The 14275-nt window shown below is 53.0% G+C and carries 9 protein-coding genes; 5 read left to right on the top strand and 4 right to left on the bottom strand.

The features are described 5' to 3' along the window. Positions 1-248: 248 nt before the first annotated feature. The gene (locus ACYVC2_RS08240; RefSeq protein WP_461101827.1) at positions 249-2528 is read right to left on the bottom strand and encodes an NADP-dependent malic enzyme; all 2280 of its coding nucleotides are present in this window, start codon (positions 2526-2528) and stop codon (positions 249-251) included. Positions 2529-2827: 299 nt separating this feature from the next. Here ACYVC2_RS08240 and ACYVC2_RS08245 point away from each other — a divergent pair, with 299 nt between their 5' ends. After that, positions 2828-5623 (top strand): hybrid sensor histidine kinase/response regulator transcription factor, encoded by a 2796-nt coding sequence (locus ACYVC2_RS08245; RefSeq protein ID WP_461101828.1) that lies wholly within the window; start codon positions 2828-2830, stop codon positions 5621-5623. A 101-nt stretch (positions 5624-5724) separates the two neighbouring features. On the opposite strand, the gene ACYVC2_RS08250 is transcribed toward ACYVC2_RS08245, so the two are convergent. From ACYVC2_RS08250 to fabF, 3 genes are all read right to left on the bottom strand, one after another. Continuing rightward, the gene (locus ACYVC2_RS08250) at positions 5725-6816 is read right to left on the bottom strand and encodes a fasciclin domain-containing protein (protein WP_461101829.1); all 1092 of its coding nucleotides are present in this window, start codon (positions 6814-6816) and stop codon (positions 5725-5727) included. Between the two features lie 366 nt (positions 6817-7182). Then, on the bottom strand, positions 7183-9222 hold the full coding sequence (locus ACYVC2_RS08255; protein WP_461101830.1) for an alpha/beta hydrolase domain-containing protein: 2040 nt from the start codon (positions 9220-9222) through the stop codon (positions 7183-7185). A gap of 199 nt (positions 9223-9421) precedes the next feature. Next, positions 9422-10666, bottom strand: a complete 1245-nt coding sequence (fabF, locus tag ACYVC2_RS08260) for a beta-ketoacyl-ACP synthase II (protein WP_461101831.1) — start codon at positions 10664-10666, stop codon at positions 9422-9424. Between the two features lie 321 nt (positions 10667-10987). On the opposite strand from fabF, the gene ACYVC2_RS08265 reads away from it, so the two are divergent. The 4 genes from ACYVC2_RS08265 to ACYVC2_RS08280 all read left to right on the top strand — a co-directional run bounded on the left by ACYVC2_RS08265 (position 10988) and on the right by ACYVC2_RS08280 (position 14221). After that, entirely contained in the window at positions 10988-11737 is a 750-nt protein-coding gene (locus ACYVC2_RS08265; RefSeq protein WP_461101832.1) for an SDR family oxidoreductase, read from the top strand. Positions 11738-11818: 81 nt separating this feature from the next. Continuing rightward, complete coding sequence (locus ACYVC2_RS08270; RefSeq protein ID WP_461101833.1) at positions 11819-12691, top strand: helix-turn-helix domain-containing protein; 873 nt, start codon at positions 11819-11821, stop codon at positions 12689-12691. A gap of 128 nt (positions 12692-12819) precedes the next feature. After that, entirely contained in the window at positions 12820-13212 is a 393-nt protein-coding gene (locus ACYVC2_RS08275) for a DUF983 domain-containing protein (protein WP_461101834.1), read from the top strand. A 106-nt stretch (positions 13213-13318) separates the two neighbouring features. Then, positions 13319-14221: a carbon-nitrogen hydrolase family protein gene (locus ACYVC2_RS08280; protein WP_461101835.1), complete on the top strand. Its 903-nt coding sequence runs from the start codon at positions 13319-13321 to the stop codon at positions 14219-14221. Positions 14222-14275: the final 54 nt, after the last annotated feature.

Below are 14275 nucleotides of genomic sequence, written 5' to 3' on the forward strand. Positions count from 1 at the left end.
TTAGCAAAAAGCCCACCTTTTTAAGGCAGGCTTCCGGCAACAAAGTACAGTTGGTAAATTATGGTTGGAGAGTCTGGCCGTCTGTGTATATAAAGGTTTGTTCCTGGGCATCAACCTTGGTCAATTTTGAACGTAGCCGAACAGGTATGGAAAACAGATTTACTACCTTTCTGACGACAGGCCACTCGTCGCTGATGACGAGTCTACCAGCAGGTTTTAGTGTTTATTTAATCATTTAACCAACCAACTTAACTTCCGCTCTGGGCTTCGACCACGGCAATGGCCACCATATTGGCAATTTCCCGCTCCGACGAACCCAACTGCAGTACGTACACCGGCTTGCGCATGCCCAGCAAAATCGGACCGATGGCGTCGAAGCCAGCCGAACGGGGACCAGCCGTTTCACGCATGAGGTTATACGCAATATTAGCCGCCGACAAATTCGGGAAGATCAGTGTGTTGGCTCCTTCATCGACGAGTTTGCTGAGCGGGTAATTCTGCCGTAATAAATCCGTGTTGAACGCCAGGTGCGCCTGCATCGACCCATCGACCACCAGATCGGGGTGCTTCTGCTGGAGAATCTCCGCTGCCTGCTGCATTTTGTCAGCGTCCTCGCCTTTAGCGCTGCCAAAGTTGGAGTAGGTGACCAGCGCAATTCGGGGTTTAATGTTGAACCGCTCCACGGCCCGTGCTGTCAGTTCGGTAATCTCGACGATCTCGTCGGCCGTCGGGTCCATATTGACCGTCGTGTCGGAGAAGAACAGCGGTCCACGAGCTGTCAGCAGAATGTACATGCCGGCCACTTTCTGCACACCCGGTTCTTTACCGATGACCTGTAATGCCGGCCGAATCGTGTCGGGGTAGTTGTGTGTCAGTCCCGAAATCAGCGCGTCGGCCTGGCCCGTTTCGACCATCATGGCTCCGAAATATGTGCGCGAATACATACGCTTGCGGGCGTCGGCCACACTGACGCCTTTCCGATACCGGTTCTGATAAAACACGTCGCCGAACTGTTCGATAAGTTCGGGATGTTCGCGCGGATTGATGATCGGCACATCCCCCAGGTCGAGGTTGTTCTGGTCGAGCATGGCCTGGATCATGGTTTTTTCGCCCAGCAGGATCGGGTGCGCAATCCCGCCGTCTTTAACCTGTTGAGCCGCTTTAAGCACTTTCAGGTTCTCGGCGTCGGCAAAGACCACCCGTTTCGGATTCGTACGGGCTTTGTTGTTGATGACCCGCGAAATGCGCGTATCCTGTCCCAGCCGACGCGCCAACTGACTCTCGTAGGCTTCCCAGTCGGTAATGGGCTGCTTTGCCACACCCGATTCCATAGCCGCTTTGGCTACTGCCGGCGCTACGGTTTCGAGCAGGCGCGGATCGACGGGTTTGGGAATGATATAATCGCGGCCGAAGAGCAGGTTATCCGTTCCGTAAGCCATATTGACCAGGTCCGGTACGGGTTTTTTGGCCATGTCCGCCAGCGCCCGCACGGCCGCCAGTTTCATAGCTTCGTTGATTTCGGTGGCCCGTACGTCCAGCGCTCCCCGAAAAATGTACGGAAAACCAAGAACGTTATTGACCTGATTCGGGTAGTCTGAGCGGCCTGTGGCCATGATAATGTCGGGCCGGGCTGCCGTAGCCTCTTCGTAGCTGATCTCGGGTGTTGGGTTGGCCATAGCAAAAACAATCGGGTACTCGGCCATCGACCGGACCATGTTTTGGCTGACGGTATTGCCTTTCGACAAACCCACGAACACATCGGCGCCCACGAACGCTTCTTCGAGTGTATGCAGGTCGCGGCTGGTAGCAAACAGGCGTTTACGTTCATCGAGGTCCGTGCGGTCGGCCCGGATAACGCCTTTGCTGTCGCACATAACGATATTGGCTGGATTGGCCCCGAGCGCGATGTACAGCTTCGTACACGAAATGGCCGAAGCTCCGGCTCCGTTGACCAGAATTCGGGCGTCCTGAATGGTTTTTTCCACGATTTCGAGCGCATTCAGCAGGGCGGCAGCCGAAATAATGGCGGTGCCATGCTGATCGTCGTGCATGATCGGGATGTTGAGTTCGGCCTTCAGGCGTTCTTCAATAGCAAAACATTCCGGCGCTTTGATATCTTCCAGATTAACCCCTCCGAAGGTCGGCTCCAGAATCTTTACCATCCGGACAAACTCATCGACATCTTTGGTATCCAGCTCAATGTCGAACACATCGATATCGGCGTAGATTTTGAACAGCAGGCCTTTGCCCTCCATGACTGGTTTGCTGGCCTCAGGGCCGATATCGCCCAGACCCAATACGGCCGTACCGTTGCTAATGACCGCTACCAGATTCCCTTTAGCCGTGTATTTATAAACGTCTTCGCGGTTTTCGGCAATGGCCAGGCAGGGTTCGGCTACGCCGGGCGAGTAGGCCAGCGATAGGTCGGCCTGGGTGCTATGATCTTTGGTCGGAATAACTTCGAGTTTACCGGGACGCCCTTTGGCGTGGTATTCCAAGGCATCCTCCCGGCGGATTTTTCGCTGCATAAATGAGGGGTTAAACTACGTTGGAGTGGGTGATTATTACTAGACTAACCTAGTTTACGTACTGATTGAAAGAAGGTTAGGGCGGATTAGTTAATGACTGCAACTCGGCAAAAGTACAACAAACTCTTTCTTGTTTTATAAACTATCTTTTCCAAAACTGATAGGATTTTGCGGTCATCATGAGCGCGTTTAGTCCGAAAAAAGAACCAATGAGCCGGAACGGTGCATGATTTGCGGCAACTTGTATTCAAATGCTTATACATTATCTTTGGTCAATGCCGTTCGATCACCCACCCCGTATGACCTACCTTAAAAAATCGCTCAGCTATTTTCTGGTTACTTTAGCTGAACGAAGCGCTTCGCTGAAAGTGGCCAGCCAGTGGGTGATACTTGTCGGGCTACTGACGGGCGGTTGTCATTCTACGGAGGAACCCACTAAAACGTACCGGATCGGGTTTTCGCAGCGGACGGAGGCCGACACCTGGCGGAAAACCATGCTGGAGGATATGCGTCGGGAGTTGTCCTTCAACCCCGACGTTGAGCTTCTGGTGAAAGATGCCGGTGGACAAAGTGATCGTCAGGTCAGCCAGATTCAGGAACTGATCGATCAGCACGTCGACCTGCTCATCGTCTCGCCCAATGCGGCTCTGCCCATCACGCCCGTGGTCGAAAAAGCCTACCAGCAGGGAATTCCGGTGGTTGTTCTGGACCGGCGTACCGCGTCGGATCAGTACACGGCTTATGTGGGGGCCGATAACCTGGAAGTTGGGCAAACAGCGGGGAGGTTCGCTTATGCGCTTCTGCGCCGGAAAGGCCACGTGATCGAGATTGGCGAGTCGCCGGGTTCTTCCGCCGACATCGACCGGCACCGTGGGTTTATGGCGGCCATTCGGCAGTATCCGGATGTTCACCTGGTCAGGAAGCTGGAAGGCGACTGGGATAAGCGTTCCTTTGCCGACGAGCTGACTCATCTAGTAAAGGCGCAGCCTGCCATTCAGCTCATTTTTGCGCAGAACGACCGGACGGCCCTGAAAGCGTACCAGATCTGTCGGCAGGTGGGTTTAGAAGGCCAGGTGAAGATTATAGGCGTTGACGGACTTCCCGGCAAAAACGAAGGCATCGATCTGGTCGAACGCGGTATTCTGGACGCCACCGTACTGTATCCGACCGGCGGCAAAGAAGCCATTCGTACGGCAGTTGCCATTCTGCATAAACAACCGTTCAAACGGGAAAATCGCCTGCCCATCACCCTTATCGATTCGTCGAACGTGCGAACCATGAAGCTTCAGAATCAGAAGGTTATGGAGCAGCAGCTGGATATTGAGCGGCAGATTCGCCGGATCGACGAACTGAAACAAACCTACCTTTCGCAGCAAAATACGCTCTATCTGACGATCGGCAGCCTGATTGTGGCCGTGCTGCTGGGGGGATGGGCGTTGTATCTCTTTCGCTCGAAGCAGACTGCCTACCAGACACTGGAAAACCAGAACCAGGAAATTCTGGATCAGAAGAATAAAATTGAAGCCGTGTCGCAACAGGCCCGCCTGGCTACCGAAGAAAAACTCCGGTTTTACTCCTACATCTCGCACGAATTCAACACCCCGCTAAGCCTGATTCTGACACCGACCGAAGACTTGCTGAGTAAGAAAAGTGTTAGCACCCATGAGCTGAAAAGTAATTTGTTGCTGGTACAGAAAAATGCCTACCGGCTCCTTCGGTTGGTCGACCAGATGCTGGATCTGCGCAAATCGGATGCGGGTAAGCAGCGCCTACGGGCGGCAGAACAGGATCTTGTTGCGTTTGTTCGCGAGATTGTCTCTGACTTCAACCGTAAGGCCGAAAGCCAGCGTATCGATTTACAACTGATTACCGCTTTGCCTGAGCAACCTCTCTGGTTCGATGCCGAGAAGCTGGACAAGGTGTTGTTCAACCTGTTGTCGAACGCGTTTAAATATACACCCAGGGGTGGGCTGATCCATGTGCGGCTCGATCGACTCGCAGATCAGGTACAGCTCCAGGTGGTAGACAACGGCCAGGGTATGAGTGCCGATGAGCAAAGCCACGCCTTCGATCTGTTTTACAGCGGGAGCAAGCCATTCAATCTGGCTAAGGGGATAGGGCTGGCGTTGTCCATGGAGTTTATTCAACTGCATCGGGGCGAAATAGTCGTCCGTTCCGAACCCGGCCAGGGAACTACCTTTACGATTCGGCTACCCCTGGGCAATGCACATTTGCAGGAAGATGAAATGGCTGGACCGGGTAATCGGAACCTGATCGCCGGCTATCTGCCGGACACTGAAACCGATGGACTCCAGGAGCACCCGACGCCAGTAATAGCCAGACACGCAGCTACGATCCTGATCGTGGAAGATAACGATGACCTGCGAACGTTTCTGGTGAATCGGCTGAGCAGCGAGTTCGATGTCGTTGCCGAAACGGACGGGTATGCAGGCTGGGAACGGGCACTTGACATCGTTCCGGATCTGATTATCAGCGATGTGATGATGCCCGGAATGGATGGCCTGCAACTAACCCACCGGCTTAAAACCGACCTGCGGACCTCGCATATTCCCGTTGTGCTGCTGACAGCCAAAAATCAGCCCGAAAACCACATCGAAGGCACCCGGGCCGGAGCCGATGTGTACATGACCAAGCCTTTCAACGCGACGTTTCTGCTCGAAACGCTCCGGACTACCCTGGCTAACCGGCAGAAATGGCAGCAACGGTTTGCATCGGATTTCGTTCCGGCGGTCGGTAATCGGGAAGAGAAAAAATTTCTGAACGAACTGACCGCCCTGATCGAGCAAAACCTGAGCGATCCTGGGTTTGGGGTCGAAAAACTAAGTCGGGAAATGGGCCTGTCGCGCGTGCAGCTGTACCGGAAAGTGCAGGCGCTGCTCGATATGAATGTGATGGATTACCTGACCGAAATCCGGCTGAAACGGGCCAAATACCTGTTGCGCGAAACCACCCGAACCATGGCCGATATTGCTGGCGAAACCGGGTTTAATTCAGCGGCTTACTTCACTACCTTCTTCAAGCAGCATACCAAAAAAACGCCGACCGAATACCGGAAATCGCCCGTTAGCGCTTAATTGGCCACTACAAAACCGATTAGATTGCCCTGAATATCGATAAAACACACCGGGCCGGATTATACAATCCGGCCCGGTGTGCCAAAGAAAACTAGCGGTTGTTATTGAATCAGCAGTACCCGGTCGATAATATCGATGATACCATTGGAAGCAACCACGTCAGCCTGGGTAATGTTGGCGGCATTGGTGCCGTTTCCTTTACCCGTTAGGGTAACTTTTCCACCGCTGACACTGGTCCGGACGCTGGTCCCCTGCGCCGTAACGATGTCAGCTCCATTCTGGAACGTCTGGGTAAAGGCGCGGTAGTTCAGCAGATGATAAAGCACCAGATCGGAGATTTTCTTCTGATCTGCCGCTTTGATAGCGGCTTCATCAGCATAGCCTGCCGCTTTAAACGCGTCGTTGGTTGGAGCAAAGAACGTGTATCCATTCTGCGTCGCCTTGTTCAGCAGGTCCTGCGTTGTCGATCCGGCTCGATCGATAGCCGCTGCCAGCAAAGATAGGTTCGTATTTCCCTTGATCGTCGTTATGATGTTACTCGTAGGTGGCATAAGCACTTTATTGATAACGTGCACCACCGAATTCGTTGTCGGATTGTCGCCTTCCGTAATTTTAGCCTGGTTGACGCTAACGTCGGTCGAACTCGCTTTGTATACCGAAATTGAGTTATCGGCCAGATCGGTTTGGTAGGAGGTATTGACCGCCGTTGGCATCGACGATATGTCCTGCCGTGAATTCACGATGTGGTAACGCAGAATACGCTCCAGATCGGCCGCCGGGGCTGCCGATACGGCATTGGCATCCGCATAACCCGCAGCCTTAAACGCATCGTCCGAGGGTGCGAAGACCGTGACGTTCCCTTTGTTGAATTCGCTGGTCAGACCTGAGCGGGTAATGGCTGCATTCAGCAACGTAAGATTACTTTTCTGCTTGATGTAGTCGGCGGTTGCTACCACCACTGTCGTACCTGTTCCCGGATTCGTGGTAGTGCCTGAGCCTGGATTGGTGCTGGTACCTGAACCCGGATTTGTGGTAGTACCTGAACCCGGATTGGTCGTCGTTCCGGAAGTAGGAGGAGTGGTGCCGCCGTTCGGATCGGGCGTATCGTTTTTGCAGCTGTAGAAAAAAGGAGCGGCTGCCAGCAGCATCAGAAGCGTACTCTGTACGAAGTACGTGCGAATTAAATGGGCCATACGTTGAATAAGTTTACATGAATAAATTAGACAAATGTTACCTTTTGCCTAAGTCCGATCCTGCAGATAAGCATGCGGGACTTCATGTAAAAACACAATTTCGGGTAGGATGTTTAACGCTGTTGTTTGGCAGCCCCGCTTGAACGAGAAGGAATCGATATGTTGAGTAAGCGGTTAATGAGTTGATAATGCGCTTATTATGTGTATAAATTGTGATGGTTTGTGTTAAAAAAGTACCAGTTGATAAATAATTTACCAAGTCTAAAATCGGTTCATTCAGCACCATCAAAAAGCCAGGAAAAACGGTTTTATCCTGTTTCCTGCTTTAGCTAATAAACAGGCTTCCTTTCGGTCTTTCTTTAGCTATTACCTGGTGAGTAAGGAGCTGCTTTCTGCTTCGCTGAGGTATTGCCGTGCATCTTCTGCCAGGAGTAACCGCTGGCTAACCAGGGCCGTAACTACCCGTCGGACAGCCTCGACGTAGGCCGTATGAGTAGGATACCGCTCTTCAAGTGACGGACGAGGGTCGTGAGCGGCCATACGCTCGGCCTTCGTGGCTCTGAACGGAATGAACTGCCCAGCCCCTTCACAGCCTTCGTTTTCTCCGAATTCAGCCCGTCGGAGGGCCCAGCCAGTGGTAGTGGCCCTGGGAGCCGCCACCGGAGGGAGCCGAACCCCCGCCAGCTCGTTACCATCGCTGTCGACTTTAGAAACAAATATGGGGTAGGTAGGCCGTCCGGCCGTTGCAGGTGGATATAGGCTTATCAGCCCCTGATCGAAAGCAGGGCCAAAGTCCAGTTGGTAACGCGTGGTGATCAGGCCCGTGTAGGTTATGCCCGGAAGGGTTGGCCAGTTCAGCGCCTTCTGCGGGATGTATCCTGTCTGAGCGCCAGCCTGAGAAACGGCCAGGACTGCCGTACCATCGGCCCGCCTGGGAACCGAGCTGTTGGGCGGTTCGATGCCGTTGGTTACCCAATCCTCCAAAGCAACGAACAGTGCCCGAAGCAGCGGTTCGGCATTGGTCGGGTTCTGAAACTGCTGACACATTCCGCGCGAGGTTGCGTTGCCCGTGCCGTGCTGCGCGCCCGACACTAGAAAAAAACGCACATGCTCCGGATCGGGTAAATCATTTCCGGCCAGATCGGTATGCAGGAGCGAAGCCGCTTTGACCCAGTACTCATTCGCCGAATTGATTTCAACTACTTTGGGGCAAGTATTACTGACCGAACAGGCGGCCATGCGCCCGGCGGTTTTTCCCGTCAATGGGTCGGTCAGGACCGGATACGCGAACGGAAAGACTGCTTCGGGGTACAAGTGATTCTGCCGGTTGCGCTCGGTCCGGGAAGGTTGCGCAAACCGGACATTCAGGCCAATACCGCTGCCACCACCCAGCCAGTTCTCCATTCCGTCGATCACGCGCCTGCCGCTCTCGTCGGCGTTGAACCCGAGCGTCTGAAAATCATTCAGGTATCGGGCGGGCTGCGAAACCGTATAAGAGAACGTAAACTGGATCGTATTAGTCAGTGGATTGGGATTGCCAAAGTCGTCGGCTACAGCATAGCGTAAAAACGAAACGAAGTCACGGGTAGCGGCAAAGCCTATGCCTGCCACGATCGGATCGCGCGCCGTGTAGCTGAACTCATATATGGCGCTTTGCCGAAACGGGGTTCCGGCGGGTAGCAATCGGATCGTTCGGGCATCAGCGTATTCCCAGCCATCCGCTGGAATGGGAGCAGGAGCCTGCTGTAGCTGATCGCGCACCGTAAGGGTAGCCTGGCCTTTGTTCAGCGTTGCAGCCGGATAAGCAAGCGAATGCTGACGTGTGGTTGGGTTGTCGTACACAATATACTCATAGGAAGGGCCGGTAATGGGCGTTCCATCCGGATTGTTAACTACCGGGACGCTGATGGTCAGGTTATTATTCACGGCAGTTGCCGACGGATCCCAGCCATTCCACACCAGGGTGTAGCCCCGGTTCATGAGAAACCCGTTGCCTGCGTGCGCGGCTGTGGTCGGGTCGTTGCCTCCGCTGCTGTTGTTTAGTCCGCCAAACAGTTTTCCACCCCGGTTATTGACTTCCAGAAAAAGCTTGTGATTGCCTTTGGTCAGGTCGATGGGTTTGAGAATGTAAATATCCATCGCATACTCGACCCTGCCGCGGGCGTTACGGGGAGCCCGTCGAAGGTCGGTGATCAGCGCGTTCTGCGGACTGTCCGGGTCGAGTTCACCGTAGGCTTTCCCACGCAGTTTTTCGTAGGCGCCAACCTGACCAAACACCTTGCCCTCAAACGTTGGCGACTGTCGGCTGGTAATCTCGATGCGAATGATACGGGCCTGAGCCGCAAACCCAGAAAGCAGCCAGAAAATAGTAACGAGAGCGAGCGAAACGGAGCCGAACCGGGTCATGAACTGTCTTTTCGATAAGAAACCCGTTTCGCTCTGATCCTACTCGCGCGAACCGGACCCGAATTTCTGAAGGAAAAAATTGAACGCCCACAGAGGCACAAAGAACACTAAGCATTTAATAACTGGAAACGCTGTCTTCTCTGTGCCTCTGTGGACAATAAACGATCGTAACGCGGACGGTCGGCCGCGTTACGACCTGCTAGATTTTCTGGAAGACGACGATGCCATTGTGCCCACCGAAACCGAACGTGTTGCTCATGGCCGTATTGACCGGAGTCGATAAGGCGTCTTTCAAAACGATGTTCAGGTTTGTCGGAATCGCCGGGTCGATTTCGGTGGTGTTGATGGTCGGCGGGACCAGGTTATCACGCATAGACAGCAGGCAGATGATGGCTTCGACAGCACCGGCCGCACCCAACAGGTGACCTGTAATCGACTTGGTCGCGCTGATGTGGAGCTTCGTTTTTCCGGGGCCGGTCAGTTGGGTGAGGGCTTTCATTTCGGATAGATCGCCAACGGAGGTCGACGTGGCATGGGTGTTCAGATAATCCAGATCAGCGATGGATAACTGCGCTTCGGTCAGGGCCAATTGCATGGCTTTGGCCGCTCCGATGCCTTCCGGATGGGTAGCCGTCATGTGGTAGGCATCAGCGGTCATGGCGGCACCGGTAATCTCACCATAAATGGTCGCCCCGCGTTTAACCGCATGTTCATACTCTTCCAGAACCAGCGCTCCGGCTCCTTCAGCCATTACGAAGCCGTCCCGGCTAACATCGAACGGGCGTGACGCAGTGGCAGGATCATCGTTGCGGGCTGACATCGCTTTCAGGGCGCTAAACCCGCCGAACGAAGCGGGGGTGATGGGCGCTTCCGAACCGCCGGTTACGATGATTTTGGCTTTTCCGAGCCGGATGTACGTAAAGGCATCCATAATCGCCGTATTCGACGTAGCGCAGGCCGAAACCGTCGTGTAATTGATTCCCATGTAGCCATTCCGGATCGAGATCATACCGGAAGCCATGTTGGCAATGAGTTTAGGGATAAAGAACGGGCTGAACCGCGGTTGACCATTGCCCAGCACATACTCGGTTACCTGTCCTTCAAAAGTATCCATGCCGCCCTGACCAGACCCCCAGATGACCCCTACGTCGAACGGGTCCATCCGTGTCAGCTCGAAGCCGGAATCTCGAATCGCCTGATCGGAAGCAATCAGGGCATACTGGGTGAACAGATCCGTACGCCGGATGTCGGCATGACTCAGATAGGGGGAGGGATCATATTGCTTGAGTTCGGAAGCAAACTGCGTTCTGAACGAAGAGGGATCGAAACGGGTAATGGGCGCAATCATACTTCGCCCGGCCACGAGGTTCTGCCAGAAGGTCGGAATGTCGTGGCCCATGGGCGTCAATGCACCCAGGCCGGTAATAACAACTCGGTGTAACATTAGCTGGTATTAAACTATAGATAAAAACCACCTTTTTCGTACTAAAAGGTATATTTTAGCTTATTAGTTCTAATGCCTTCGGCAAACGGCGGATTGTAGATGCCGTTGGACATTTTTTTTGTCGTAGGCTCATAAATACTTTTCTGTTTATTAAGTTATTGACTTACAATAAACTGGCTTCGGGCGTTTATCCTTTTTGCGTCTGATCTACGCTTTCTTAAGACAAGAGGTTAGGGAAGCAGTCATAAAAAAATGATCGGTAATGAACTAAAAAATACCATATGGTATTTAAAGTCTAAATTGATCGCAGAAAACACAGCTATGAAAACGACACAGAATACCGTCCTGATTACAGGCGGCAGTGCAGGCATCGGTCTTGAAATCGCTAAAGAATTATCGGCCAGGGGAAACAAAGTCATCATTACCGGCCGAAGCCAGCAGCGGCTTGATACGGCACTGAGCCAGTTAGAAAACGCCACCGGTATTGTCAGTGACGTCAGTAAAGAAGCAGACACCGCGGCCTTAGTGGCTACGTTAACCCACGATTTTCCAGACCTGAACCTGGTCATCAACAACGCTGGCCGGGCAATTCTGTATGATATCGCGAACAGCGAAGGTGCTTTTGAGAGCGCACAGGATGAAATGCTGACCAATTTTCTAGCCGTGATTCGCCTGAACGAATACCTGCTACCCTTGCTGAAGTCGCAGCCCGAAGCGGCCATTGTCAACGTGTCGTCAATCGTGGCGTTTGTTCCTGGAACCATACCAACTTATTCGGCCAGCAAAGCTGCGCTGCATTCCTACACCCAGTCGCTACGAGTTGCCTTGCGCCGGACCAGCAACGTCGCGGTGTTTGAGTTGATGCCGCCCCTGGTCGACACCGAATTTTCGACTATGATCGGCGGGCACACGGGCATTGCGCCATCGGTGGTGGCGCAGGAGTTTGTCCAGGCGCTGGAAACCGATACGTTCGAAATTCGCGTCGGCAAAACCCAACTGATCTACGAACTTTATTTACAATCACCGGAAGAGGCTTTGAAGGTGATGCAACCCGAGCCCGTACATAGTTAATCCGGCAATCGTTCTATCTTAGCGGTTTGTCGTGAATAGTTTGTTTCGCTATTTACGGCAAACCGCTTTTGCTGTAAGCCTATGTCGTTTTCTGTTCCTGTCTATAAAATTCAGTCGTTTTCACGCCATGAGCCTGATGCGCTTTTCTATATGACCCGGCTGGAACAACTGGTGCGGGAATTTAAGGGGATCGATAAACCGCATTCGCATACGTTTTATCTGGTCATGTGGCTGGTGCAGGGCAGCGGTACGCACACCATCGACTTCCGCACTTATCCCATTGCGCCAAACCAACTGTATTTCCTGACGCCCGGCCAGGTTCACAGCTGGGAGCTATCTGCCGATACGCAGGGTTTCAACCTGTTTATCGACGCTAATTTTTTCCGGGGTCGCTTCGGTAATCGACTCCATCAGTACCCTTTTTTTCACTCACACCAGCATCAGCCGTTGCTGGAAATTGCGGCCAGCCAGCAGCCTTTGTTCGCCGATCTGTTTACGTACGCTTACGCCGAATATGAACAGCGGCTGCCCAACCGCGCGGATGTGTTTCTGTCGTTTGTTCATATCCTGCTGGAATCGGCCAATCGGTTGTACAACCAGCAGTGGATCGGCACCGACACGCATCTCTACGATCGGATTCGCCAGTACGAAGAGCTGATCGAAAAGGAGTTTCTGACGGTTCGGGAAGTGAGCGCCTATGCCGATCAGATGAGCCTTACGCCAAATCATCTGAATCATATTTGTAAGAAAGTGCTGGGAAAAACAGCCAGCCAGTTGCTACACGAACGTGTGGTTATCGAAGCGCAACGCTTGCTGACCCATACAACACAATCAGTTAAAGAAATCGGCTTTCAACTGGGGTTCGACGACCCGTCTTATTTCGTTCGGTTCTTTAAAAAACATACAGATCGGACACCCGCTGAGTTTCGGCTGGCGTTGGTCGACCATCGTTGATTTGTACCATATATGACATGGTCTGTCATTTCTGGAGGCAGCCTGGGTGCTTACCTTTGTACAGTAAAAGCTGCCTGAGCCGCAGATCATCAGAAAGGTAAAGTTACCTTCCGTATGGCTCCCGAGTCATGTCTACCAATAGCCGATTCTACAGCATAGTCTTTAATAAATGCCCCCGTTGTCATCAGGGTGATTTTTTCGTAACCAACAGTGCCTTCAGCCGTCATTTCGACGATATGCACGATCACTGCCCGCACTGTGGTGAAAATTTCATGCCCGAACCGGGTTTTTACTGGGCGTCTATGTTCGTGAGTTATGCGTTTTATACCATCTACACCCTTCTGACATTCTTTATCTTCGTGCAGGGGTTGCAGATCGATCTGGATTATTACCTGATCGGGCTGATTCCGACGCTGATTCTGCTGACGCCGTATTTCTTTCGGATGGCGCGTCGTACCTGGCTGACCCTGTTCATCTCGCCTAAACCACAGGCAAATAATCAGGTGGTTGAGTCGAAGTAAGCGGGTAGACACCCGGCAAATCGATACCTTTGGTCTTTCCCCATCCGTTGTCTGGCAAATCGAAGCGACAACGGATGGGGAAAGACCTTTTAGCTTCTAGCCATCTATGCACGTAAAAGTTGCTGTCGTACAGGCCACGCCCGTTTTTTTCGATCTTCCGAAAACCCTCGATAAACTGGAAGGCCTGGTTCGTGAGTCGGCCCGGAAAGGTTGCCAGTTCGTTCTCTTTCCGGAGTCGTTCGTTCCCGGTTATCCCCGAAAATTTACGTTTGGCGCATCGATTGGCTTACGCACCGACGCTGGTCGTGAACTGTATAAAACGTACTGGCAAAACAGCCTTCAGTTGCCCAGCCCCGAACTAGGCCGTATCGAACAGATTGCCCACGAGAATGGGGTGTACCTGGCGGTGGGCATCACCGAGCGCGATGCGCTGAACGGAAGCCTGTATTGCACGCTGATCTACGTCTCGCCCACGGAAGGCTACCTGGGTAAGCATCAGAAAATCAAACCGACGGGTGTCGAACGGCTGATTTGGGCGGAAGGAACCGGCAACGATTCCCTGCGGGTGTTCGACACGGAAATTGGCCGGATCGGCGGGCTCATCTGTTGGGAAAATTACATGCCACTAGCCCGGATGAGTGTATACCAGCAGGCTCCTCACCTATATCTAGCTCCCACCGCCGACGCACGCCCGACCTGGCCTGCCACGCTCCAGCATATTGCCTGCGAGGGGCGATGCTACGTGCTGGGGAGCAATCAGTTTTTTCAGCGTAGTGATTATCCCGAAGCGTATCAGGCATTTCTGGATGAAGAAGATACGGTTCTGTGCCGGGGCGGCAGCGCGATCGTATCCCCACAGGGCGAGTTTATCGCCGGTCCGTTGTGGGACCAGGAAGGTATCCTGATCGCTGATCTTGACCTGGACGAAGTACTGAAAAATAAGCTCGATTTCGACGTGATCGGGCATTACAGCCGGCCAGACTTATTTGATTTTCAGGTAAATAAGTAAACTAAATAAGGTTTTACAATTCGTTTACAAGGTTTTACAAGCCTTTACCGGCTC

It is taken from the genome of Spirosoma koreense, assembly GCF_054777875.1.

Excerpts from the sequence above, each read along its gene's own strand:
- ACYVC2_RS08265 (WP_461101832.1), top strand. The coding sequence starts at position 10,988 with ATGAAAACGACACAGAATACCGTCCTGATTACAGGCGGCAGTGCAGGC.
- ACYVC2_RS08275 (WP_461101834.1), top strand. The coding sequence starts at position 12,820 with ATGTCTACCAATAGCCGATTCTACAGCATAGTCTTTAATAAATGCCCC.
- ACYVC2_RS08240 (WP_461101827.1), bottom strand. The coding sequence starts at position 2,528 with ATGCAGCGAAAAATCCGCCGGGAGGATGCCTTGGAATACCACGCCAAA.
- ACYVC2_RS08255 (WP_461101830.1), bottom strand. The coding sequence starts at position 9,222 with ATGACCCGGTTCGGCTCCGTTTCGCTCGCTCTCGTTACTATTTTCTGG.
- fabF (WP_461101831.1), bottom strand. The coding sequence starts at position 10,666 with ATGTTACACCGAGTTGTTATTACCGGCCTGGGTGCATTGACGCCCATG.
- ACYVC2_RS08245 (WP_461101828.1), top strand. The coding sequence starts at position 2,828 with ATGACCTACCTTAAAAAATCGCTCAGCTATTTTCTGGTTACTTTAGCT.
- ACYVC2_RS08280 (WP_461101835.1), top strand. The coding sequence starts at position 13,319 with ATGCACGTAAAAGTTGCTGTCGTACAGGCCACGCCCGTTTTTTTCGAT.
- ACYVC2_RS08270 (WP_461101833.1), top strand. The coding sequence starts at position 11,819 with ATGTCGTTTTCTGTTCCTGTCTATAAAATTCAGTCGTTTTCACGCCAT.
- ACYVC2_RS08250 (WP_461101829.1), bottom strand. The coding sequence starts at position 6,816 with ATGGCCCATTTAATTCGCACGTACTTCGTACAGAGTACGCTTCTGATG.